We start from the raw sequence: 24,202 nt of genomic DNA, 5'->3' as shown, positions 1-24,202 counted from the left end.
TATAACCAATATTTAATATTGTAAGATATGAAAGATTATTATGCTGATGGTGAGGAAAAATTCGGATACTTTACAACATCATTTTATGACGTTTTTGCATGGCGCATGCTCAAAAAGCTTTACAATTTTACTATTGAGGAGGTAAAAAACATGTCCCCATTATCTATACTTGATATAGGTGCCGGGCCAGGCAGATTATCTGTAATGGTGGCAAAGCAATTCCCCCATGCAGAATTCTACACGGTTGATCCCTCAGAATATATGGTGAGGGTGGAGAATAAAAATTTTGGGAAGGCTGGCATAAAGGCTACATGCAAACTTGGAAGCAGCAGGGAAATACCATTTGATAGAAAATTCGACCTCATATTTACAACACTGTCATTCCATCACTGGGAAAACAGGGATAGCAGTATTTCATATATACTCTCAAAGCTTTCTGATAATGGGACTTTCCTTATCATAGAATTCATGGAAGATAATTATAAGTCACCTGTGTCCCTGCATAAAAAACATTCTATCTCAAAGAAATATGCTGAATCCCTCCATTTTGATGGTTATGAAAAGAAAGTAGACACATCAGGGGAATTCATTGCCCTGAGCTTTACAAAACTTTCCTCCTAGTTCTGTGACTGTTCCAATTTTTTGATTAACTCATCTGCCTTTTTTTCAACATCGGATGACATTGATAGGGTATCCGGCCAGGGCCTATTATAATTTTCTGCAGGGGATTTTCTGGTTGCATCAATGCCCATTTTTGATCCCAGATTGAAGAGCCTTGCTGGATGGTCAAGCGAATCCGTGGGTGTATTAGGAACCATAAAAACATCGTTTACAGGGTCTATCCTTGTGGTCATTGCCCACATGACCTGCTTCATATCATGTACATCCACATCATCATCAACGACAACAACTATTTTAGTGAACATCATCTGCCCTGTTCCCCATATGGCAAACATAACCTTTTTTGCCTGGCCTGGATATCTTTTCCTTATAGATACAACTATCATGTTGCTTACGACGGTTTCTTCAGGTATATTCATATCCACAATTTCCGGTATCTGTATCTGTATAAGTGGCAAAAACATTCTTTCTATTGCCTTGCCTATTTTTACATCCTCATGCCATAATTTTCCAACTATTGTTGTGGAATAAATTGGATTAAGCCTCTGTACAATTTTTTTGATATGGAATACCGGAAACTCCTCTTCCAGTGAGTAATATCCCGTATGATCGCCGAATGGGCCTTCTACCCTTGTCTCACTGGGATCTATGTAACCTTCCAGGACTATCTGTGAGCTTCTAGGGTACTCGAGATTTACTGTTTCCCCCTTTATAAGCTCTAAATGTTTTTTTGCCAGTATGCCCCTGAATGAAAATTCATCTATGCCATTTGGAAGCGGTGCTATGGATGAGAAGAACGTTAAAGGGTCGACTCCTATGGCAACTGCAACATCCATTATTTTTCCCTCCTGTTTATACCTGTCCATGTGTTCTGCCCCACCCTTGTGTATATGCCAGTGCATGCCGGCAGTTTCATCATCATAGACCTGCATTCTGTATGTTCCGACGTTTCTTGTCCCGGTGTCCGGGTCCTTTGTTATCACAACGGGCATTGTTATGTAACGTCCTCCATCCTTTGGCCAGTTTTTTGTTATTGGATACTCAGTTAGGCGTGGGTCAACCACCTCAAACTCCGATCCTTTCCTGTTATATACCTTGGGCTTTATGCCGCTCATTTCCTTTAGCATTTCAAGCCCCCTTGATATCATTGACTCCGTGTCGTCCGGTATCCTGACTATATTTTTCAGTTTAAGGCCTATATTGTATGGAGTATCACCCAGTATTGCCTCTATCTTCTTTTCGGATGAAAATATATTGCCTAAAACAGGCATCTTTGAACCTTTAACATTGTTGAATAGTATGGTTTTTTTCCTGCCTATCCTTTCCTCCTCACTGAGTATGTATGTAAGCTCTAGGTTCGGGTCTACCTCTTCGTTTATCTTTATAATGTCATTATTGCCCTCCTGGTATTTTATGAAATCATTCAAATCGTCAAAAGTCATATGCAATAATGCCTTAATTAAATATAATTTTTATCTCATAAAATGGATTCTAGGTTTTATTACGGAGTTATAAAAATCCATAAGCGATATTATGACTATTAGAATACCTGCAATGAGTGCAAAGATGCCTGCTATAATAAGTATGGCAGATAGTGCATCTCCCAGCCCGGCAGGAAGTGCTGCCAGGTTTGTGGAAACCATTGAGGCGCCTGTTATTATCATGCCTATGGCAAATATGAACAGCCCCAGGGATTTGCCAGATTCAGTGAGAAAATCTGCAACGATCTGTGTTGATTTGAACAGGAATGCAAGTATTAGCAGTATCTCCATAATTATGAATGCCTGAGCCCACAATGCCGAATTCAGGTATGACGTGCCGAATGTGAATATATATGGCATTAAAGGGTATCCTGCCATAGCAATGTAGGCCAGTATGGCCGCTATTATTATCATTACCCGTGACAGTAGCTCATCGCCCTTAAAGTAATAATACATGAATCCAAAGGCAAGGCCAACAAACCCAACTATCCCGGGGAAAAGGCCTGTACCAGCATTTATTTCCAGCATTATTTCAGATATGAATATTATAGCAAATAGGCCAAGGGATAAAAATATCAGCCTGTCTGTAATCTGAAGCTTTCCGGTTTGGTAAATGCTCAGGAGTATTACTGCATAAAATATATCAAACAGTATAATAAACACAAGCCCGGTTTTGAATAAAAGATCATGATGCCCCGTCAGTGTATACAGTGTGTTTATCAGTGAGGCCACTATAAAGAATCCTATGGATATGAATAGAAGCAACCGGGATATCCTGTCTATCTTGGCTATGGAATCGTCACTGCTGTAATACGTCATGCGGTCTATAACAAAAAGTTATTATTTAGACTTTGCCATAGAATATTTAGCCTTGCCGTTCAGTGATTCTATGGCGTCCAGAGGCTTGATCATGGCAACCCCCTTCTCAGTCAGGCTGTATAGGACTCTATGTGGTTTTTCTGATATGGTTACCTTATTGATTATTCCCTCCTGGTAAAGGATCTTCAGGGCCCCTGTAAGTGCCTTGGGTGTTATATTGTCCATTCTGTCATATATGTCCTTGTATCCCGATTTCCCGTTTATGGATAGAAACTTGATTATTACCGGTTCCCATTTTCCCTTAAGCGGCTTTAATGCTATGCTCAGGGGGCATTCATTTGAATTCATTTTCCTCCCTCTGCTGGTATCTGGTGATCATGCCATTTTCCATTATATCCATACTGGCCATGTAATTTTTCCCATTTTTTCTGAATTCAATTTTTGCATTCCACTTCTTCAACCCAGAATAATAAAATATATCCTGGAATTCAATATCATCAATATCTATATTTTCTGTTTTTGCCATATCTTCCATGATCATATTTTTTAAATCTTCCATTTTTCCAATGGTTAATTTAAACTCCATGGATAATAAATGCAACAGGTTATTATAAGCCTTTTTAAATTTTGGAATAACAAACCTGCCAAGTATTTTATACCGTATTTCGATCTGCTTCAATGGATGACCGTGCACGTGCCATTGAATTTATTAGGGAATACATTATGAAAAATTATGCCGGTGTGGATAATATAAGAATACGTGAATTGAATCATGATCAGTACACCGGTAACTGGACATCCCATACAAGTTTCAATGACATTGAAAGAAGTTATGAAATCGCGCTTGTATTCAATGAGGATAAAATAATTTTTGTTAAAGAATTTATATAAATCCAGAGCCATCGGCGAGATTTGAACTCGCGACCTGTTGATTACGAATCAACCACTCTACCTGCTGAGCTACGATGGCCTGCAGTATATTGCAATTCCTGATGGAATTTTTGGATAAAAATATGTTGATTTCTGAGGGAATATCCTGTTCTGCATGGTGAGATTCAGGAAATCATCCTTATGCCATGGAGGTATAAGCACTGCAAATTCGCACTCATGGCTGTCAACAGCGTTTATGGCATCTGTTGTGTTATATATATAACCGATCTTTGTTTCCATCTCCTCCCTGCTTAGTCCGAATGCGTTTTCGAATAGTATTCTGTTTATTATTTCTGTAGAAAGAGGTTTGTTCGCGCCGAATGTCTCATTTATAGCATATTCCTTGGGAATGAGCCTGTAGAACAAACCCCTGCTATAAATCCTTATACAATCGTCATCTTCCATGGTTTTCTCAGTGTAGATATCGAATAAGTTTTTTATCCTGTTCATGTTTTCCTCAAAATTGAGTCTGTAAACAAGCCTGTCAACACCTCCGATCATTAACCCATTTCCATAAATTGATGTTGTATATGCCAGTGCATAATTCCAGAACTTATCTCCTGTCTCTGCCTCCAGGTTCCTTATTGCCTGAGTCCTGTGATGGCCATCAGCCACAATCCCATGAACATTTTCAAGTGATTCCTTTATCCTTGTGATGCGATGAGGGTCATCCAGGAAATAAACATAATTTTCCACGCCGCTGGGCTCCTCAAATTTGAATTTTTCTTCCAGGTCAGATGCATACCTTTTTACCATTTTATCGAAGCTGTTGTCCGGTATGACTATGAATATGGGTTCTGGCTCTGCCTGTAACTCTTGCATAATTCCCTGCCTTTCCCTTACCTGCTTATCAAATGTATTTTCATGTGCACTTATGGTACCGTTGAGTTCCAGCAGCGATATAATACCGTACCTTGATACAGCCTCTTTATTTATGTAAAATATCTGTTTCAGGATTATTATGATGTCCCTGCTGTACTCATAAACAAGGTGATCTTTTAGCCATTTTTCCAGAATTTTTTTAGGACTTACCCCATTGCTCCCAGACTCGGGCATGCTCAGTGCAGTTATATTGCACTTTGCAGAACGCAATTTCTTTTCCTGCTCTGGTGTGATTGTGTCAAATGGTGGAGAAACAACGTCCTTTATGTCACATGAAAATAGATAGGGTTTGAATTCTTTAATGTTCATTACATCACCATTAAATCTCTTAATTTCTGTATATTGGATAAATAGTTTTCATCCCCGCCGGGAGTTTCCATGATCATTGGAATCCCGTTGAATGAACTGTCGTTTATTATATTTTTAAATCCAGCATTCCCGATAAATCCATTTCCTATATTTTCGTGCCTGTCCTTTTTTGATCCCAGTTCAAACATGGAATCATTGATATGCATGGCATAAATGTTTTTCATTACGCCCGACGATTTCAGGCTTTCCATGGACTCACCATATTTATCAACCAGGTCATACCCCTCTGCAAAAAAATGGCAGGTATCAAGGCATATTCCGGTTCTATTCTTTGAACTGTCTATCATGGACTGCATTTCTTCAATTGTGGCAGGAACTGTACTGCCTTTTCCAGATGAATTTTCAATGAGAATCCTTACATTTCCTGTTTCCATTGAATTAATTATTCCCATTATGGATTCAATTGCATGCTTTCTGTCCCTGTTGGATCCGGGATGAATCACGAGATACTCAATGCCTAGACGGTTGCACACGCCTATTTCATACTTCAGGTCATTCACAGACTTTTCTACCAGTTCCTTATTTTCTGAGCCAAGGTTGAGCAGATATGTAGCATGTACCACAGGCTTTTTCATTTTAAATTCCATAACATTATGTTTAAAATTTTCATACTCCTCATCGCTTATTTCCCTGTATTTCCATTGGAGATTGCTTTTTACAAAAATCTGAAATGTATTGAATCCAAAGGAATTCGCCCTTTCAGGTGATAACGCTATGCTCTCTGCTATTGAGACATGCCCGCCCACTAGCTTATTCCTGCTCTCGAAATCACATCTTAATTTCATCGTTCATCATCATATTTATGAACTGCAGTACATGCAGTGAAAGAATAGGGTTATCAGTATATCCGCAGGCATCCAGGTCAGCTCCGGCCAGCATCGCCCTTGAATCATCACTTGCCACATCTGTTGCTATCAGTCCTTCTTTCCTGTAAACTATTGTATTGTGCGGGACCCTCTTATTCGGCGGTGTTATAAAAACAACCTTTACCCCCCTCTTCAAGGCGTTCTCTATGTTTTTCTTCAATTCACTCCGGATCTCCCTTATACGTGGTGTTGCGATAAGGATTTCCCTTTCTGTAAGGTCAAACATCTCGGCCATTTTGCTCATTACCTTTGACCTGCCATAGATGGTAAAGACCAGCTGGGGATCACCTTTTGACGGAAGCACATCCTGTAATTCCTTCAGGTCATCAAATAACTTATTCACACTGTTAATAAAATCTTCCTTTATTTTTGACATGTCCTCGGGCTTGAACATCCTGGGCCTGCCCTCTGTTTCCCTTGCAAATCCACGTGCCACCAGGGATTCCATGACCTTATAAGCAGATGTTCTTGGGATACCCGCCGTGTCTGCAATAGTATCAGCATTTGCCACACCGTGATATACTAATGAGGCAAAGGCCTGGGCTTCATAGGACGAAAGCCCAAGGATTTTGAGCATGTTTGCTGTTTTCATTATGTGTTCTGGATTAGCTTCCATAACTAATAAATGCCTTATTTATTTAAAACATTTTCTATTTTCCAGGTACTACAGGATAATTATATTGTGCCTGAATTCTAGCAATATACTGTTATCCATAACTTTTAACTTAAACAAAAGTCCCTTTAAAAACTGTAATTTTTATACATGGACACATGGTAAGCATTCAATATGTATAAATCAGTATTGGATATGGAATTACAAGCTTCTGTATAAATCATCTGAAATGTTTCATTCATATGCATCCTATAGAGAGAAACCGTAACCTTATGTACGGCAATCACATTTCATTCTATGTATAATAAAAACGATGAGATAACAAAAAAACAACTATCATTTGTAAACGACCTATTAAAAAGAGAAGAGTCAAATCAGAAGATAGTAGACGATTATTTGAAATCATTGAAGAAGGGCTCCCTTGAAGAATTAACAAAAAAAGAGGCATCATCGCTACTGGATCTGCTTCTCAAAAAATAAAAATTAATTAAATAACACTGTATTACCTGCCAATGGACAAACTGGAAATTCTCAAATCAAATACTTCGGAAGTGGTTACTCCCGGAGAGTGTGAAACCCTATTCACCGGAAACGGCCAGGGTTACATAGGATTCGAGCCATCTGGCCTTCCCCACATAGCTATACTGATTTATGTCAATAAAATTAACCAGCTTGTTGAACTGGGCTTTCATATGAAGGTTCTGCTTGCAGACTGGCACGCCAGGGTAAATGATAAACTTGGAGGTGATATAAATCTCATAAGGGAGAGTGGCAACCGTCTAAAAAACAGCATGATCTATGCAGGATTGAGCCCGGAGGTTGAGTTTATCTGGGCATCAGATGTCGTTGCAAATCCGGATTACTGGGAATTGTTGCTCCAGACTGCTAAAAATTCCTCACTTTTAAGAATCAGGAGATCACTTCCCATCATGGGCAGGACAGAGGAGGATGCAGACAAGGACTTCAGTAAATATATTTATCCTCTAATGCAGGTTACGGATGTTTTTTATCTGAATTCCGATCTTGCACTTGGTGGCACAGACCAGAGACATGCGTACATGCTTGCAAGGGACATAGCAGAGAAGATGGGAAGGAAAAAGCCTGTCCTCATGGAGATGCCTCTTATAGCATCATTGAAAGGAAAAGGGAGAATGGATGATTTCAAGAAAATGTCAAAAAGTGATCCGGAATCAGCGTTGTTTTTAACTGACAGGGAAGATGATATAAGGAGGAAAATTAAAAATGCCTTCTGCCCCATGGGCATAGTTGAAAACAATCCCATAATCGATATACTCAGATACCTTATATTTCCATACTACGTTAAGGATCTGGAAATTAAACGTTCAGAGGCCCACGGTGGACCCTACACTATTAAGTCTTTCAGGGAACTGGAGGAAAGGTACCAGAGATCCGAGATTCACCCAATGGACCTTAAAAAAGCGTTGACTGAAATACTCATAAATATTATATTGCCAGTAAGCAATAAGCTTAACAGTGATTAAATGCCATGGATGCCCATAAGAAGCGTAGATAAGCATGTCCACACCATGCTTGCCAAGATGGACAGCAACCACATGCTTATCATAAAGAGCTTCAAGAAAGATAGAATCGTTACAGTTAAAAAAACAGGAGAAAAGTTTACTGTGATAGAGGAAGGATTTAGAAACCAGAGTATGGATGTTGATGAAAAGGATATAAAAAAAGCCATGAAGGATATACTGGAACTGGAATATCCAAGATCCCATCAGGTAATGGTAACAGAGCAGGAAATTAAAAATTAAAAATACTTATCGAGGTTCGACTGGTTTGCACTGGAATAACCCTTTTCCATCTGATCCAGAATCTGGTTAATCCTGTTCTGTGAAAAACTATGTTGATTACATAGATAGTCTATAATTCCATCCCTGTCAGGCGGTTTAAGTTTGATATCATCGCACTCTGCCACCGGCGGGTTATTAAAAAATTCCTTTATTTCTGCAAGGTTTTCTATCTCCTTTCCCTTATATTTTAAAACCTCCTCCACTGTGCCAAATTTTTTAATCAATGACAGGCCTGTCTTGGCACCTATGCCCCTAATCCCCGGGTTGAAATCTGTTCCTACCATTATGCCAATGCCAATTAGCTGATCCTGTGTGATTCCCATATTTTCCAGATTCTCCTTCAAATCTATTATTTCAGGGCTAATGTTAATGAACCTTCCTGTGCCCGATATCCTGCGACGCCCGTACATTGTAAAATTCCTCAGGACTCTTCTGGCACCGAATAAAAGGCAATCATAATCCTGGGAAACAACTGAATCCACCACGCCGGTTTTGCTCATATATGATGCCTGTGCCTCTCCCTCTGTGGGAGCCTGCACCCATGGAACTCCCATCAGGTCCAGGAGTTTTTTTGATTCTGAAACTATATCGGCCGTTATGTAATTGATTCTGGAAGATAGCGTTTTAATCCTTTCTGTATCGTTATTTTTTATGGCGATATCAAGCTCAGCAATATTCTTGTCCTTTATGGCCTTCCTCTCTTTCAGGGTTTCACTTTTGAGGTGATATGGCTTCCCGTCAAATGAGTACACGGGCTTTATGCTATTCTGGAGCAGTGTTGCGGTACGGTAAAAAATCCCGGATAAATGGGATGTAATATTTCCGGAGGAATCCTTCAGGGGCTCGCCGTCTTCGCCTCTTATGCTGCTGAGAAACTGGTATATGATATTGTACGCGTCAACAGAAACTGTACTTCCAGCATTTTCCTTGATAGTTGTTTCATGTTTTACCAGTATTCCTGAAATATCAACTCCCATGTTTACACCTCGCAGGTAATCCCATTATCGGTTATTTTGAATCTTGCGCTGTGGCCCTCTGCAATGGAACGGTGTTTGTCTACAGTCAGGGTCCTGGTACCATCCCTGAATTTTTCCACCCTGTAAATAGCCTTCATTGCATGGTCTATGAAGAAGCCCCCGAAAGGCTCCAGAGAATTATTGTTTACATCTTCATATATCTGATTTGTTATTAGAACGGGTATTTTGTATTTCAGTGCTATTCCGGAAAGTATGCTCAACTGTTTTTCGTATCCCTCCATCCTGGCAGATGGATCCTTGCCTGTTTCCATTCTGAAAAAATTTGTGAAGGAATCCACAACCATTATCCCTATGCTATGTTTTGAATCACGTTTTTCCCCAATAAGTTTATCAGATTTGATAAGGGCTAGGTACTGGTCATCAAGGGACTTAACCCTGTATATGTTCATATGAGGTAAATATTCCGTGCAGCCCTTTGATATGCTCAAAAAACGCTCTGTAGAAAAACCTTCGGTATCAACATATATAACAGAACGTCCGCCCTTAAGCACCGAAAGTGAATATATCATTGCCAGGTTGGATTTTCCGGCACCTCCTTCACCGTACAGTTCGGTTATTATTCCCTGTTCTATTCCACCATCCATCAGGGAGTCAAGGCAGCTATAGCCCGATGAAACCTTCTGCGTTGAATCGTCAAGACTGATCTTTTCCATTTAATTACAGTATCACATAATATAATAAAATGTTTCTAAAAATATACAATATGCGTAATTGAAAAATTGAAATTTTAAGTAAAAATGCAGGATAAAGTTCAGATATCCGGGCATTCTATGGATATTTTCAACATAATTTCCTGATCGGGAATTTTAATAAATTATTTATAATTAATACAGATACATCCAAAATGGCAAACGTTTACCTGGCTATCGGCGTAATATTTCTAATAATGTCAGCCTTATCCTTTGCCGTTGGGCTCTTATTCCTCGGAATACCTCTCCTGATTATTTTCATAGTTTTAATGGGATTTTATTATAAAACTTCATCAATACACGTCAATAAAAGGGTTTCCAGTATTACCTATGACGGGATAGTTAAAACCGGGGTTTCTAAGATAGAGAAAGGGACATTCTACATAGAGAAGGATAAATTCATTGAAGTCATGAATAAGATAGGAGACCTTGTTTCCTCTCAGGGAAGTATGCCAGAGTTCGGTATAGATGCACTATACATAGAGTTCAATGGCCAGGAGAGGGCAGAAAAACTTGCTGATCTCATAAATCAAAGGGGTGTGAAGGCCACAGCCGTACAGGAGCGTTCCATGTGGAAGGTCAAGATAGATTTTACGGAGTGAAGGATAATCTTTTAAATGAGCCTTTGTAATTTCCATATTGACAAGCTTATCAGTTTTTCAGGGTAATCCGGATAATGTGCTATCCACAGTCAGGGAAACTTTAATTGAATTGTCGCGATTACCTATTATGAAGGATTATGTTCATGCAACTTTTGCATCTACAGGGTCCTGGATAGGAAATATATATGATCTCACTCTTGTTACCTATATATATGCTGAACTTGAAAAATCCTATCACATAGGACTCGGTGTTGTATCATTGCTCTTTGCACTTGGACTCATAGGCAGGTTTTTCGGGGGCCTCTATCTCGGAGCACTTACCGACAGGGCCGGTGCCAGGCGTGTCATGGCACTAAGCACTGCTGGATATGCCATATTTGCCGGGATAATGGCATTCTCACCTGATGTTTTTATTTTATTCTCTGCAAGATTCGTGCAGGGCATATTTATGGGAGGTGAATGGACATCTGGTACTGTTCTCGGATATGAATTCTCTCCTGCCGATATAAGATCCACAATATTCGGAATAATACAGAGTGGATACGGGATAGGATATGCGTTAACAGGGGTTGCATACATACTGTTCCTGCCCACCATAGGTGCAACATGGAGGCTTTTCCTCATAACAGGTACCATACCCCTTATTATTGCCCCCTATACACTAATGAAGCTTCCAGGCGATAAGCGGGTAATAAAAAAAGCCAAAAATAAAATACATCTCATGGACTATAAAATTCCACTTATCAAGTCCATGATTATGATGTCTGGCTATTTTTCCGCATATTTCGCCATACTCTCATTTTATCCCACGGTGGCTCCCTCATTTGGACTCCCGGGATCAATTGTGGGGGTTGTGATGATAGCCTCAAGCATTACTGTCGCCATAGGATTTCTGATCTTCGGAAGACTCTCAAACAACTTCAGGAAGAAGCATCTGATTATGGCAGGGTCATTAATTGCCCTGGCCTTTTCATGGGTTGCAATGCCCTATTTTGGATTTTTAAGGCCATTTGCCCTTCCAGGAATGATTATATTCACCTTCGGAGTGGGGTCAATGCCTATAATTCCGCTGCTGCTTATGGATAGAATTGATCCTGCTGTTCGCGGGCTTATATCCGGTATATCATATAATTTTGGGGCACTTTTTGGTGGTCTCATATCTGTGCTTTTGGGGGTTATCGGTGGCATTGTTGGATATACGGGCCTTATACTGATCATTGACCTGACCACCCTCGTATGCCTTCTATCAGTTTTTGCAGTGAGCATTACCATAAAAAAGAAAAAGGAGTCCACATCATATTTATCAGGGCTGTCAGGGGATAACATAAAATAATATAATAGAAAAAATAATATGCTATTTTTATCTAATCTATTATGAATTTTCTCAATGAGTTAAAAAATTTAAAGGAGCAGCTGAAATCCAATGACAAATTCACTGTGGATTTTAATTTTGACAATATAGTCATTTCTGGAATGGGCGGATCGGGAATAGTTGGAAATATATTCCAGGAATACTATACAGAGCGCCCTGTTATCTCTATAGGGGATTACGGAATCCCGTCCTTTGTAAATGAAAAGACGCTTTTCATTGCCGTGAGTTACTCCGGGAACACTGAGGAAACAATAAGTAATGTTGAGGAGGCCAAGAAAAAAGGTGCCCATGTCATGGCTATTACATCCGGTGGAAAACTGGAAACCCTAGTTGAAAATCCTATAATAATACCTTCCGGCCTCCAGCCGAGATCGGCACTGGGCTATATGCTCATGCCTCTTTATAATACATTTTCACCAATAGACGGCGACAAAATTTCTGCAGCATACGATGTTCTCAACGATATGGACAAAAACCACGGTGAAATGAAATCAGAGGCATTCAAAATTTACGAGAATAGCTCAATCCCGATTATATACGGATCAAAACCCTTCAAATCCGTGGCATATAGATGGAAAACACAGTTCAACGAAAATGCAAAGACCTTCGCATTCTACAGTTATTTCCCTGAGCTGAACCATAATGATACCATGCCATTAAAGTCAGCCTACAGAAGGTCTGAGTATCTATTCTATGCATTTGAATCGGACAATGCCAGAATTAATCAGAGGATAAAAATAACACAGGACATAACAGGAGAACAGTTTACAGTAGTTAAATCCCCGTCAAATGATTATTTCGTGAAATTATTCTATCTTATCCATTACGCAGATTATCTCACATACGAGCTTGCACTGGTAAGGAATGTGGACCCAACTGATGTATCCACCATAGAGGAACTCAAGGCTAAATTAAGCTAAGCTTCAGGGTCTCATGAAGTCGTGGATGCTATTTCCTTTGAGCTCTCCACGATGATTGACCCACCGGGAGGAAGTATAGATTCTATTTCTGACCTGTCTATCCCAAGTATTTTGGAAATTTTTTCAGCTGCAGTGGATCTCTTCTCATTTCCAGGTTTTATGATAACATACTTTTCAGATTCTGTTTTCGTTTCTGCCGGTGATATCATTGGCAGCGTATTTCCCTTATAACCTACAAGTGAGATTTTTAACTGCAGGGGCAGGTTGAGTACATAATTTCTTTTTCCGCGGACAATCCATGAACCTTTCGATACAAATTCACCGGATTCAGGGGTTTTGCTTACCTGTGAAGGCTCCACCCAGTAGGCAGTTCCGGAACCTATGCCGGCGGGCCATGCCCTGGACAGTGATACTGCAAATTCGCATGCTTCCCTTATTGTCTCCTCTGTTATGCCGATGCCGTCATTTTTGATTACCGTGCTTGGAGCGCCGTAAAGGTCGGCATGTACATAAATATCATTATCTGACATATGCTTCTTTACCAGCTTTTCATTTGTTTTTGCATCCCTTCCTGACATTACCATATTTCCGGCAGAACTGGTAAACCAGTGGTAGGATTCAAACCAGTATTTTACCCTCTTCTTTTTCCCTGACTTCTGCTTTTCCTTTAAAATAAGCTTTTTTGTTTCCTCTATAGCCCTCTCGGCACCCTCAATCTTGTTCCTGTAATCCTTGGCCGTATTGAACACCCTGTTTATATTATTTCCCGGGGATTCCACATAGCTCAATACTATGTCGGTGCCCTGATAGTTTACCGTAAATGTTCCCCTGGCCGGATTTATGTTGCTGATTTCAAGGTCTGAAAACGTAAAATTTTCACTGTTGTTGTGTTTTACATTGTTATGTACAATGTTGAGCAGTTTCTGCAGTGGCTGGAAATTCATTTTCAGGTAATTCCCGAATTCTGTATATACAAGCATTAATTTATTGAATTCTTCTATGGAACGCTTCTGGGATTCTATCCTTCTCTCAACGCTGGATTTGTTTTTATCCGTTTCCGGGTAGTGCTTTATATAATAGCAGATTCCTTCATTTAAGTCCTCAAATTTGCTGTCCGGGTCTTTATTCAAGGCAGTCAGCACCACAGGCGATAGAAGTTCATCCCCCTCATAATAATATGCCATATTCTTTTTTGATTCTTCCAATATCTCCATTACCGTTCCGTAAAGCCTGTCATAGTCATTTCTTACCTCAGAGGGCATTTTATTTTTCTCTATGTTGCTTCTATAAAGTGCCTCCTCCGCAATTTCCCCCCCCAGGTTGCCCCTTGTTGCCAGTGTTTTCACTATGGATGCCTTGCTGTTGTTAAGTATATCAAAAAATGTTTCCCTGCTTTCCACCGGATTCACGGTTGATGGTGGGATATACTCCTCCCCTATGAGTATCTTCCTTGTTTTGTATACATGCTGGTCCATGGCAAATACAATTTTCCCATTATCAGTGATAATAAGATTTCCACCACTGAAAAGCTCCAGTATTATTTCCTGGCCTGTATGCAGGGTAATTTTAACAACCCTGTCAAAATTGATTTGCTCAATTCCAACTATCCTCTTCTCTGATAATTGCTTTCTGAACAGCATTGATAACTGTGTTGCCTCCTCCGGCTTTTCGGCATCATAGAAGGCTATTCCCTTTGTTAGAGAGATAAAAAAATCCCTCTTCTTCAGGTCTGACCTGTATAGCTGGAATACAAATTCTTTCTGGTTGACCTGGTATATCTTCTTGATGAATGAGTTTAGCATGGCATCTCCATATATGCTTACAAATGCATGGAAATCCAGTGACGATTCCTTGAGTTTCATAATTTCAATTAATGATTGCTCTTATTTTAACATTGTCATATAATCTTTTTGATTTCTTAGTCCTGTCACATCCACGGTAACTTTATTCAAATTAACTCAACTATATAATTATAATAACAATAGATAAATCATGAATACATGGAAGTAAATGAGAATGACATGGAAGTAGGAGGAGTTAATATACATTATATTTCATATACCCGCGGTAGTGGGAGAAACTTTATTCTTCTGCATGACACATCCCAGACATCGGCGTCCTGGGCAGGGATAGATGCCCTGAGAAAGGTAGGGCAGTGGGGATACAATGTTTATGCCCCTGATATGCCAGGATTCGGAAAATCGGACTCCAGTTTCAAATATAACTTTGTTGGGGCTCCATCCAAGGGGGCAGATTTCATAAGGGATTTCTCGGAAAAGCTTTATCTGGAGAATATTGTAGTGGTGGGTCCATCAGCATCGGCCGGAACAGCGCTGAAAAGCTTAATAGATTTTAATGGCATAATTAAGTCAGCCATAATAATAGGCGGCCTTGGAGTTGACCCACTCCTGAATGAGCTTAACCGGATCGACAGCCCTGTGCTTATACTGTGGGGAGGAAAGGATAACATGGTTCCAATTGAACACGGGATAAAATATCACGACCTCATTGCATCATCGACGTTTGTTAAAATCGACGGGGCAGGCCACTGCGTACAGATGGAAAAGCCGGACATATTTTTTAATAATGTTAAGAAATTTTTAGGGGAGCTATAAAATCCGGGGGGCTATAACTATATAGAGCAAAAGGAAGAATACAAACAGACCCAGGGCATAGTATATCTTTGTAACATTTTTTTCATCCCTGAGAAATTTGAATCTTTCCCTCCTGGAAGCTATATTTAGTGTATCCTTGAAGAACTGCCCGCCGTCCAGTATTGAGAGCGGAAGTGCATTCATAATCCCCAGAAGGAAATCTATCCAGAATATCCAGTAAAGGCTGTTTACTATGCCGAAGAATATGTAGGAATTAAAGGGCGTTGAAAACAGGTGGGCCAGGCTTCCCGGTATAGGTGAGAGCCCCAGTATGGGAAGCCCAAGGGTTTCATAAAACTCCGGGCCGGCTATCTGGGCCCCGAATACAAGGCTGTGCATGCTGTCTATGGATGCATAGCCTATTCCCGAATATGATATCTGGACCCCTATGAAGCTTTCGTCTTTGTAGGCAGCACTGTTTGCCGCCGGGTCATCCTTTGCATAGTAGCTGTATGTGGAAACCGTCTTCATTGTGTATGTAGTAAAGTGCTCAGTACTTCCGAAGGTAATTACCGTCATATTTATGGTTGTGCCTGGCGGTATTTTGTCCAGAACATTGCCAAGTGTATCTATGTTGTAAATAATGTGAGAGTTGCCATTATCACTTATATTATAAATTATGGAATCCGTCGGAACCTTGTCTTCTGCAGCGGGGAACCCAGAGAGCAAATCTACTATGGCAACTCCGGTTGGCACGCTTTCAACAGTACTGGTCTTGCCATTGAAAAGTGTAACATTTGCCATTCCGGGGGTAATCATGGAAGTTGTTTCAAGGCTGTTAAGCTGCTTTCCAGACAGATTGCCATAGGATGTGATTTCCATGCCCTTTGGTATTGAATGGCCACTGTAAATGCTTGTAGAATCCTCAACGTAGATACCTGAATGTATGGGTGCAGATGCAGGCATCATTACAAATATGAGCAGGACTATGCATATAATTGCAATGATAAGGTTGATCCCAGGCCCGGCAGCTATTATGCGCCTTCTTACAACAGGATCAGCTGCCATGATTTCCTTCTCATCAGGCTCAACAAAAGCACCAACAGGAATAATAAAGAACAGTGCACCTACACTGGTGACCTTTATGCCGTGCTTTCTGGCCACAATGCCATGGAACATTTCGTGTATCACAACTGCAAATACCAGGCTGGCAGTTCCATATCCAAGCGGTATAAATGGGTTTATTAGTGGCAGGGCAAGATATTCGTTGAGTGGTGGCGCCGCACTTGGTGGCTCATGAATTATTGTCAGAAGCACAGCCTCATAGAGAAGCATGGCAAAGGCCAGAAGGCCACCAAGGACAACAAGTATTGTGGAGAAACGGCTCATTCCCTTTGCAGGTAGATGTTTTGCCACTGCATCAAGCACTCCCTTGTTGCTGGTTGATTTGATCATCAAAGCGGGCCCCATGGTAGAAAAATGCTTTGATTTATTGATTTCTGGCGCCAGCGATATTATTATGATTATCCACGAAAAAACAATAAGTATTATCAGAAATATCTCATTATAGCTCATTTATAAACTCATAGTAAAATATCAATAATAATCTTTTTCCCTGCCGGTTCTATTTCTCAACATTTACCTCTATTTTTTTAAGGAAATTCAGAATGTTGTATTTTTCCTCGTCCGTAAAATTTTTCAGTGAATCATCAATGAATTTGAGGTGTAGTGTCTCTATTTTTTTGAAAAACGCCTTTCCCTTATTTGATACTGAGATATTTATAACCCTTCTATCGGTATCGCTTCTTTCACGCTTTACGTATCCCAATTCTTCAAGTTTATCAACAACTCCTGTTATCCATCCCTGTGTTACCATATTTATGTTGGCAAGTTCAATCATTGGAAGTGAACCTCTTTCTGTCAAATTTTTTAAAATTCTATACTCAACAGTAGATACGCCCATGGAAATCAGATTTTTTTCGGAGGCTTTATACCAGGTTTTCCATGTTCTGAGAAATTCCCTCCAGACATCATAGCTACTGATTTTTTCCATTCTATATCATTTACTGATATGGAAGTCCTATTTTATGGTTTCCATTGAGTAAATAATTGTTCATTAAACGATTTATGGTTAAATATTTTAGGCTTGAAAACCCGTATTTTATGGCAAAACTAACATATTTAAATCAATGCCAAGATATTAATATACAAAAAATTACGTCATCTGGCTAATTATAAATTCCGTAATCATAAAAAAATTTATACGCCACTTACTACTAACTATCAACATGGAAGAAATAATTGTGAGAATAGGAGGGGCTGCTGGAGATGGAGTGCAGTCCGCCGGGTTGACCCTGGCCAAAACATTTTCAAGAAGTGGATTATATATAAGCACATATAATTACTATCAGAGCCTCATAAGAGGGGGTGAAAGCTGGTACCAGATAAGGGCTTCTGATGAAAAGGTCAGGAACCAGGGAAGCGGTTTGGACGTGCTTGTGGCTCTCAATGCCGATTCACTGGAGAGGCATACAAACAGGGATATAAATGAGGGCGGGGCATCCCCACTGAGTGGAATAGCCATATATGATCCTGGAACCATAAAAAATTTCAAGAAATACAGTGAGGTAAAATACTGCCCTGTTCCATTGAGAGATATTGCAATGAAATTCGATGCAAATCCATTGCTGAAAAATACTGTGGCATTGGGTGCAGTAGTTGCTGCGCTTGGACTGGACTTCGAAGTATTTTCTGGAGTTATAGAGAAGGTATTCAACAAGAAAGGAAAGCTTGTTGATGCCAATATAAGCGCTGCAAAGGAAGGATATGAATATTATTTGCAGAACTATTCAGTTTATAGGAAGCTGGATAAATTTGACAGAAAGCTTTATACCATATCTGGAGGAGATGCAGCTGCGCTGGGAGCTATAAACGCAGGAATGCAGATGTATTTCGCGTATCCGATGACTCCAGCTTCATCATTCCTGCAGTTCATAGCCACGCATGGCAAGAAGTATAATGTATTCCTTAAACTAACAGAGGATGAAATAAGTGCCATAAATGCCGCAATAGGGGCAAATTATGCAGGTGTCAGGGCTGCTACCGGATCATCAGGAGGCGGCTTTGCACTAATGACAGAGGGTGTAGGCCTGTCGGGAATGACAGAGGTGCCCCTGGTCATCTATGAAGCACAGAGGCCTGGCCCTTCCACCGGTCTGCCCACAAAAACTGAACAGGGGGACCTGAATCAGGTACTGGGAGCAGGTCAGGGAGATATGCCCAGAATAGTTCTTGCCCCGGGAACAGTTGAGGAAGCCTTCAATCTTACAAAGGAAGCTTTCAACCTTGCAGAGAGGTACCAGCTGCCGGTCTTTGTTGTTACAGATCTCTACCTTGCAGAGCATGATGAAACAGTAAGCTTTGACCTGAGCTACAAGATGGACAGAGGGCTTCTGGCAAAGGACAACGAGCCGGACTATAAGAGGTATGAATTCACAGAAACTGGAATATCCAAGAGGGCATTCCCCGGACAGCCTGGATTAATGCATAATGAGGATTCTGATGAGCACAACGAGTACGGCGCTGTGGTCAGTGATGCAATAACAGATCCAACCCAGAGAAAGCTTTCCATGGAGAAAAGAATGAGGAAGCTGAATGAGTACATAAAAGAAATACCGGCAACAAAAACATACAAAATGGATGATGCCGAGTATGTAATAATTCAGTGGGGATCAACCAGAGGCGCTGTAGAAGAGGCAGTGGACTGCATGAGAAAGAACGGCACAAAAATAGGTGCAGTTGAGATTACCCATGTATTCCCAATGAATCACGACATCCAGAAGCTGATTGCCGGGAAAAAGAAGATAATAGTTGTTGAAAATAACTTCTCAGGGCAGCTTAATGGTCTGATAAGGAAGGAATTCCTTGTGGATACAACATTCATAGGGAAATACGACGGAGAGGCCTTCTTCCCTTCAGACCTTGCTATGCAGCTTGAAGAGGCAATATTCGGAAAGAAAATAAATGTGGAGGAGAAATTATGATACCTGTAGCAGAATATAAGGGAAAGGTGGCACCCGACTGGTGCCCGGGATGTGGGAATTTCTCACAGCTGAGGGCAATTTCAATGGCTCTTTCAGAGCTAGATATAAGGCCAGAGAATGTTGTAATATCATCCGGCATAGGCTGTTCAAGCAATATGCCTGAATTTATCAACACATATGGATACCACGGGCTTCATGGCAGGTCACTGCCTGTAGCAGAGGGAATTAAATGGGCCAACAGAAAGCTTACAGTAATAGCCTATGGCGGAGATGGCGATGGATTCTTCGAGGGCACGCAGCATTTTTATCATGCAGCAAAAAGAAACGTTGACATGACATATATGGTTTCTGATAACCAGGTATTCGGGTTGACAACAGGCCAGGCATCACCAACAACACCCATAGGAAGAATTACAAAAAGCACGCCGGACGGCAACATAGAGCCGCCTTTCAATCCAATGCACTATGCACTTACCGCCGGTGCCACATTTGTCGCACGTGGGCTTTCCGGGGACATAAAGCAATTAAAGGAAATTACCAAGGCCGCGATTCAGCACAAAGGTTTCTCATTCATTGACGTCTTCAGTCCCTGTGTAACATACAATAAAATTGAAGGTTACGATTTCTTCAGGAAAACAACTTACGAGCTTCAGGGAAATAACAGAAAGGATTTCTTTGAGGCATTCAAACACGCATCTGAGTGGGGAGAGGAGGCACATACAATACCCATAGGCATATTCTATGATGTGGATGCCCCGGTTTACGAAGACGTAGACGAAACCCTATCAAAATACAATCTGAAGGATAAAGAGCCTTATAAATTAACCGAAGCAGACCTTGAAGAATTTTATTGAATTATATTATTTAATATTTTATTTTTATATAACCCTAATTTAAATCAATATTTTTATACGATGTTAATATTATTAATGATGGGACTAGGAAAAAGAGATTTGAATAGAAAAAAGAAAAGCATCGAAATGAAAATTGAGGAACTTGAGCAGAAGGCAAGAAAAAATCCTATGGATAAGTCTATACAGGCAGAAATTAATGAATTAAAGAAAAAGCTTGATAAATAAACAGGCAAATAATTAACTTTGAAAAACACAATACCTTACGGCATGTAATAACAATGCAGGGCATAATTTTTGTGTCCAAAGACCTTATATAATATTTAAATTGTAGACTGGATTTTTCATGAACATTTTTATACTATGATTAAGTTATATTGTTATGGCAGTTGCAGGACTTATTTCAGAGGATTTAAGAAAGCTACCGGTGACAGTTAATTATACATGGTATGATCGTTCACAGGGCATTATCCAGTGGAATTTTGAAAACAGGAGCAGCACAACAAAATCATTTATACTGATACGTGGAGTTTCACAGAACGGAAAGGTTTCAGAAATTTATGCCTTCGGGGATGCGTTTTATCCACTTTATTACCATAATTTTAACGTGGATTTTGTAACACACCCGGAAAGCCTGAAAAACGTAAATGTAAAAACTAACAGTGCACCCCTTGCAATTATAGAAAATTCAGATTCAGAAATGCTCGTTGCCTTTCTTTATACACTTTCCGGCGGTGAGTCCTATTCAGTGCTTGAAGGAGGATGGAATGGCATCGAGCCTGGAGGAATAAGCATCGCAATTGCTAAATTTAAGGGCGTTAAAAGTTTCAGAATTGACTATGAGAAAAAGCAGTGCACACTTTATAATGAAGAATCAAACACGGATTATAAATGCCCTCCAGATCCATTTACAGTCAGAAGCGGGATATTTTTAGTGGACAGCAGCATAAAAGAGCTATTCAAGGATCATATATCACCTGTTGAAAACGGCAACTGCCAGGAGAAACTTCGGAACGCAATGAAAACAGGAAATTTTAATGATTATTACAGTGCAATTGAATGCCTGATGGAGAATTATTCTGAAAATTTTAGATAAAAACTAAATATAATAGTCGTATATAAAAACACTATGATTTTAGTTACAAATGACGATGGATATAATGCAGTGGGCATAAAAGAGCTGTATAAAAATGCCTCCCTGATTGATGAGGCTGTTATGGTTGCACCCGACAGTATGAGAAGTGCTTCTGGCATGACTATTACCTTTACAAGGCCAATGAGGATACAGTCGCTTAAAAATTACGGGATTAATGGCTACTCCATATCAGGCTATCCTGCCGATACAATAACAATAGCACAGAATGTCATACTTCCGGGCAGGAAAATTGATCTTGTGGCAAGCGGCATAAACCTCGGGTCCAATATATCACTGAGATCCATTTACGCCAGCGGGACTATATCAGCTGCAATGGCTGCTGCACTGAAGGGAATTAAATCCATGGCCTTTTCCATGGTTACTGATAAAATCAACGCAAATGAGGACTCAGATTTTTCCAGGGCAGGCGTATATTCCCGGTATATAATGGAGGAAAGCCTCCAGAATGGATTCCCGGAAAATGCTGATGTGCTAAATATAAATTTTCCAGAAAATATAACAGATGATACAGAAATTAAAGTCGTTCCAATGGCCTCCAGCGTTTTCCATGATTATCTGGTGCATAATAAGGACCCAAATGGAAAGGACTATTACTGGCTCGGGAATGAGATAGAAATGCAGGAAGATAAAAATACTGATTATTATGTCCTCATGGAGGAGAAAAATATCTCAGTAACTCCGCTTTCCATACATGGCCACAACGTTACCAACTATAAACCAACAGAGAAATTTTTTGAAAGGGTGCAGGGTAGAATAATGGAAAATCAGGGGAGAATTGCCTAATCAATTAACAGTATCTATATTTTTATTATGAAGATAAATTAATTATATATCCTGAAATTTTCCTTCTCTTTCAGGGTAATTATAACAAGTAGATATTAAAATATATAAGCATTGAGTTCATGAAGCCAGATGATTCAGATACAGGGGCTTAGCAAAGAATATGGAAAAAGGCAGAAAGCTCTGGATTCTATTTCCCAGAATCTGGATAATGGGATTATATCTATTATAGGAAAAAATGGCGCTGGAAAAACCACCCTTCTAAGGATACTGTCCACCCAGTTAAAGGCTACCTCCGGAGACGCACTTATAGATGGGCTGAGCATAACAAAGGATACACGCCAGATACGGGAGAGAATTGTAAGCATTCCCCAGGAGGCTGCCCCCATAGGCATCCTAACTGCATATGAACAGGTATTCATGTACCTCACTGGAAAGGGTTTTTCATTTCATTCTGCCAGGCATGAGTCCATAAGAGCACTGAAAAGTGTGGGGCTCAGTGATAAAATGCATGTTCCCACTGATGAGCTGTCAGGTGGCATGAAGAGAAAGATGTTTGTAGCCATGGCCCTGGGTTCAAATGCAGATACAGTTTTTCTTGATGAGCCCACAACAGGCCTTGACCCACTGTCCAGAATGGAAACATGGAGTGCCATAAAGGAGCTCACCGGAAACGTTGTATTAACAACGCATTACATGGAGGAGGCAACAGAGCTTTCAGAAAAAATATACATGATGGATTCAGGAAGCTTTATAGGTTCAGGAACAGCAGATCAGCTTTTACATGACCTGAAGGATAAGGTAAGGGTTGAATCCCGGGATCCTATGCCCAATTCATATCATGTTGGCAATATGTATATTAAATATGTTAACAGGGGTGATCTTTCAAAATATGAAAATGTATATTATTCCCTTAAAAAAATCTCAATAGAAGACCTTTTCATAATAAGAGGTGTTGATCTTGAATCTTAAGTTTATACTCACAATGGCGTGGTATTACGGTGTTAAAACTATAGTACGGGGCCCTTCATATTTGTTCGCCTCATTAGCTACGCCATTGACACTTTTATTTCTTGTATTCGTATTGAGCCATGGAGCGCTTGTTAAATTCGCAATCGTCGGAGGGCTTATAGCATTCGTTGGTTCTGTGGGGCTTTCAGGGGCAGGGGATTCAGCGTTTTTCAGGCTGCAGCTCAGGATACAGGATCTCTATGTTCCCAGTCGGGTATCGCCATTTGACTACATGGCCGCGTTCACAATGAGCTATCTGGTTTTTTCTGTACCAGGAATAGTGTTATACATCTATCTGGGTTCTGTGTACCATCTGTTTACTGTATATGATTCCCTGGTAATGATCCTCATCATGGTGCTCTTGATTATTTCTACAACATCAATTTCCTTTATTATCTCAGGGTCAATAAAGCATCTGAGGAATATCTGGGGAATTACAGGCATACTCACCATCATAACAAGCATACTTCCACCAACTTTCTATCCATATTCATATGTTCCCAGGGTTTTTCTGTATCTTATTGCGCTGTCCCCAACAACCCCTGCTGCAGTGCTTGCCCAGGGAGCATTCGGGCTTTCACCAGAACTGAATATAATGCTCTATGTACTTATTATTGAAACAGCTGTTTACGCAATACTGGCAAGGATTCTGGTAAGATGGAGGGAGAACTGATTTTTCCTTATTATTTATCCATTATTTGAAACAGTATACAAAGAAATGCTTATATAGATTTCCTGCAATATGT

General features: G+C 40.1%; 28 protein-coding genes and 1 tRNA gene. 16 read left to right on the top strand and 13 right to left on the bottom strand.

Features of this window, described 5'->3' with window-relative positions; all coding sequences use genetic code 11:
- Positions 1–27 precede the first annotated feature (27 nt).
- Positions 28–621, top strand: a complete 594-nt coding sequence (locus RE471_RS08430; RefSeq protein ID WP_309214408.1) for a class I SAM-dependent methyltransferase — start codon at positions 28–30, stop codon at positions 619–621.
- Here RE471_RS08430 and RE471_RS08425 read toward each other — a convergent pair.
- From RE471_RS08425 to RE471_RS08410, 4 genes are read right to left on the bottom strand one after another with little or no spacing between them, the layout of a single operon-like run.
- The gene (locus RE471_RS08425) at positions 618–2,063 is read right to left on the bottom strand and encodes a menaquinone biosynthesis decarboxylase (protein ID WP_309214406.1); all 1,446 of its coding nucleotides are present in this window, start codon (positions 2,061–2,063) and stop codon (positions 618–620) included. The genes RE471_RS08430 and RE471_RS08425 overlap by 4 nt on opposite strands.
- Before the next feature lie 30 nt (positions 2,064–2,093).
- Entirely contained in the window at positions 2,094–2,921 is an 828-nt protein-coding gene (locus RE471_RS08420) for a hypothetical protein (protein WP_309214405.1), read from the bottom strand.
- A gap of 21 nt (positions 2,922–2,942) precedes the next feature.
- Entirely contained in the window at positions 2,943–3,269 is a 327-nt protein-coding gene (locus RE471_RS08415) for a helix-turn-helix domain-containing protein (RefSeq protein WP_309214404.1), read from the bottom strand.
- On the bottom strand, positions 3,256–3,507 hold the full coding sequence (locus RE471_RS08410; RefSeq protein ID WP_309214403.1) for a hypothetical protein: 252 nt from the start codon (positions 3,505–3,507) through the stop codon (positions 3,256–3,258). Before RE471_RS08410 ends, RE471_RS08415 begins: the two co-directional genes overlap by 14 nt.
- Before the next feature lie 92 nt (positions 3,508–3,599).
- Here RE471_RS08410 and RE471_RS08405 point away from each other — a divergent pair, with 92 nt between their 5' ends.
- A complete protein-coding gene (locus RE471_RS08405; RefSeq protein WP_309214402.1) occupies positions 3,600–3,812 on the top strand; it encodes a hypothetical protein in 213 nt (70 codons plus the stop codon).
- A gap of 6 nt (positions 3,813–3,818) precedes the next feature.
- On the opposite strand, the gene RE471_RS08400 is transcribed toward RE471_RS08405, so the two are convergent.
- From RE471_RS08400 to RE471_RS08385, 4 genes are all read right to left on the bottom strand, one after another.
- A tRNA-Thr gene (locus RE471_RS08400) sits at positions 3,819–3,891 on the bottom strand.
- A complete protein-coding gene (locus tag RE471_RS08395) occupies positions 3,882–5,042 on the bottom strand; it encodes a DUF1015 family protein (RefSeq protein ID WP_309214401.1) in 1,161 nt (386 codons plus the stop codon). The genes RE471_RS08400 and RE471_RS08395 overlap by 10 nt, the downstream gene beginning before the upstream one ends.
- On the bottom strand, positions 5,042–5,887 hold the full coding sequence (locus tag RE471_RS08390; RefSeq protein WP_309214400.1) for a deoxyribonuclease IV: 846 nt from the start codon (positions 5,885–5,887) through the stop codon (positions 5,042–5,044). Before RE471_RS08390 ends, RE471_RS08395 begins: the two co-directional genes overlap by 1 nt.
- Positions 5,871–6,584 carry a TrmB family transcriptional regulator gene (locus tag RE471_RS08385; RefSeq protein ID WP_309214398.1) on the bottom strand — a complete coding sequence of 238 codons (714 nt, stop codon included), beginning with the start codon at positions 6,582–6,584 and terminating at the stop codon, positions 5,871–5,873. The genes RE471_RS08390 and RE471_RS08385 overlap by 17 nt, the downstream gene beginning before the upstream one ends.
- 294 nt (positions 6,585–6,878) lie before the next feature.
- On the opposite strand from RE471_RS08385, the gene RE471_RS08380 reads away from it, so the two are divergent.
- Genes RE471_RS08380 through RE471_RS08370 form a run of 3 tightly spaced genes read left to right on the top strand, consistent with a single transcriptional unit; the run spans position 6,879 to position 8,362 of the window.
- Positions 6,879–7,061 carry a hypothetical protein gene (locus RE471_RS08380; RefSeq protein ID WP_309214397.1) on the top strand — a complete coding sequence of 61 codons (183 nt, stop codon included), beginning with the start codon at positions 6,879–6,881 and terminating at the stop codon, positions 7,059–7,061.
- 32 nt (positions 7,062–7,093) lie between these two features.
- A complete protein-coding gene (locus tag RE471_RS08375) occupies positions 7,094–8,083 on the top strand; it encodes a tyrosine--tRNA ligase (protein ID WP_309214396.1) in 990 nt (329 codons plus the stop codon).
- On the top strand, positions 8,084–8,362 hold the full coding sequence (locus RE471_RS08370; protein WP_309214395.1) for a hypothetical protein: 279 nt from the start codon (positions 8,084–8,086) through the stop codon (positions 8,360–8,362).
- Here RE471_RS08370 and fen read toward each other — a convergent pair.
- Both fen and radB read right to left on the bottom strand, forming a co-directional pair.
- Entirely contained in the window at positions 8,359–9,378 is a 1,020-nt protein-coding gene (gene fen / locus RE471_RS08365) for a flap endonuclease-1 (protein WP_309214394.1), read from the bottom strand. The genes RE471_RS08370 and fen overlap by 4 nt on opposite strands.
- A 2-nt stretch (positions 9,379–9,380) precedes the next feature.
- Positions 9,381–10,091 carry a DNA repair and recombination protein RadB gene (gene radB, locus RE471_RS08360; RefSeq protein WP_309214393.1) on the bottom strand — a complete coding sequence of 237 codons (711 nt, stop codon included), beginning with the start codon at positions 10,089–10,091 and terminating at the stop codon, positions 9,381–9,383.
- 191 nt (positions 10,092–10,282) lie between these two features.
- Here radB and RE471_RS08355 point away from each other — a divergent pair, with 191 nt between their 5' ends.
- From RE471_RS08355 to RE471_RS08345, 3 genes are all read left to right on the top strand, one after another.
- Entirely contained in the window at positions 10,283–10,729 is a 447-nt protein-coding gene (locus tag RE471_RS08355; protein ID WP_309214392.1) for a hypothetical protein, read from the top strand.
- 127 nt (positions 10,730–10,856) lie between these two features.
- A complete protein-coding gene (locus tag RE471_RS08350; protein ID WP_309214391.1) occupies positions 10,857–12,062 on the top strand; it encodes an MFS transporter in 1,206 nt (401 codons plus the stop codon).
- A 41-nt stretch (positions 12,063–12,103) separates the two neighbouring features.
- Positions 12,104–13,021 (top strand): bifunctional phosphoglucose/phosphomannose isomerase, encoded by a 918-nt coding sequence (locus RE471_RS08345; protein ID WP_309214390.1) that lies wholly within the window; start codon positions 12,104–12,106, stop codon positions 13,019–13,021.
- 11 nt (positions 13,022–13,032) lie between these two features.
- Here RE471_RS08345 and rqcH read toward each other — a convergent pair whose 3' ends face one another.
- Positions 13,033–14,883 carry a ribosome rescue protein RqcH gene (rqcH, locus tag RE471_RS08340; RefSeq protein ID WP_309214389.1) on the bottom strand — a complete coding sequence of 617 codons (1,851 nt, stop codon included), beginning with the start codon at positions 14,881–14,883 and terminating at the stop codon, positions 13,033–13,035.
- 138 nt (positions 14,884–15,021) lie between these two features.
- On the opposite strand from rqcH, the gene RE471_RS08335 reads away from it, so the two are divergent.
- Complete coding sequence (locus tag RE471_RS08335; RefSeq protein WP_309214388.1) at positions 15,022–15,636, top strand: alpha/beta hydrolase; 615 nt, start codon at positions 15,022–15,024, stop codon at positions 15,634–15,636.
- Here the strand turns inward: RE471_RS08335 and RE471_RS08330 are convergent.
- Together RE471_RS08330 and RE471_RS08325 are read right to left on the bottom strand one after the other, a co-directional pair.
- Positions 15,631–17,190 carry a site-2 protease family protein gene (locus RE471_RS08330; protein ID WP_309214387.1) on the bottom strand — a complete coding sequence of 520 codons (1,560 nt, stop codon included), beginning with the start codon at positions 17,188–17,190 and terminating at the stop codon, positions 15,631–15,633. The two genes, RE471_RS08335 and RE471_RS08330, sit on opposite strands and share 6 nt — an antisense overlap.
- Positions 17,191–17,239: 49 nt before the next feature.
- Positions 17,240–17,668 carry a MarR family winged helix-turn-helix transcriptional regulator gene (locus tag RE471_RS08325; RefSeq protein ID WP_298276097.1) on the bottom strand — a complete coding sequence of 143 codons (429 nt, stop codon included), beginning with the start codon at positions 17,666–17,668 and terminating at the stop codon, positions 17,240–17,242.
- 235 nt (positions 17,669–17,903) lie between these two features.
- On the opposite strand from RE471_RS08325, the gene RE471_RS08320 reads away from it, so the two are divergent.
- From RE471_RS08320 to RE471_RS08290, 7 genes are all read left to right on the top strand, one after another.
- A complete protein-coding gene (locus tag RE471_RS08320) occupies positions 17,904–19,658 on the top strand; it encodes a 2-oxoacid:acceptor oxidoreductase subunit alpha (RefSeq protein ID WP_309214385.1) in 1,755 nt (584 codons plus the stop codon).
- Positions 19,655–20,512: a thiamine pyrophosphate-dependent enzyme gene (locus RE471_RS08315; protein WP_309214384.1), complete on the top strand. Its 858-nt coding sequence runs from the start codon at positions 19,655–19,657 to the stop codon at positions 20,510–20,512. The genes RE471_RS08320 and RE471_RS08315 overlap by 4 nt, the downstream gene beginning before the upstream one ends.
- 78 nt (positions 20,513–20,590) lie before the next feature.
- Positions 20,591–20,737 (top strand): hypothetical protein, encoded by a 147-nt coding sequence (locus tag RE471_RS08310; RefSeq protein WP_309214383.1) that lies wholly within the window; start codon positions 20,591–20,593, stop codon positions 20,735–20,737.
- A 154-nt stretch (positions 20,738–20,891) separates the two neighbouring features.
- Positions 20,892–21,605, top strand: coding sequence for a hypothetical protein (locus RE471_RS08305; RefSeq protein WP_309214382.1), 714 nt, complete (start codon positions 20,892–20,894; stop codon positions 21,603–21,605).
- Positions 21,606–21,638: 33 nt separating this feature from the next.
- Positions 21,639–22,448, top strand: coding sequence for a 5'/3'-nucleotidase SurE (surE, locus tag RE471_RS08300; RefSeq protein WP_309214381.1), 810 nt, complete (start codon positions 21,639–21,641; stop codon positions 22,446–22,448).
- Between the two features lie 129 nt (positions 22,449–22,577).
- Complete coding sequence (locus tag RE471_RS08295) at positions 22,578–23,417, top strand: ABC transporter ATP-binding protein (protein WP_309214380.1); 840 nt, start codon at positions 22,578–22,580, stop codon at positions 23,415–23,417.
- A complete protein-coding gene (locus tag RE471_RS08290) occupies positions 23,407–24,129 on the top strand; it encodes an ABC transporter permease (RefSeq protein ID WP_309214379.1) in 723 nt (240 codons plus the stop codon). Before RE471_RS08295 ends, RE471_RS08290 begins: the two co-directional genes overlap by 11 nt.
- The last annotated feature ends 73 nt before the right edge of the window (positions 24,130–24,202 follow it).

Source organism: Ferroplasma sp. (assembly GCF_031200575.1).
Lineage (GTDB): Archaea > Thermoplasmatota > Thermoplasmata > Thermoplasmatales > Thermoplasmataceae > Ferroplasma.
The sequence above is the reverse complement of the archived record's forward strand: the minus strand, read 5'-3'. Positions and strand labels throughout refer to the sequence as shown.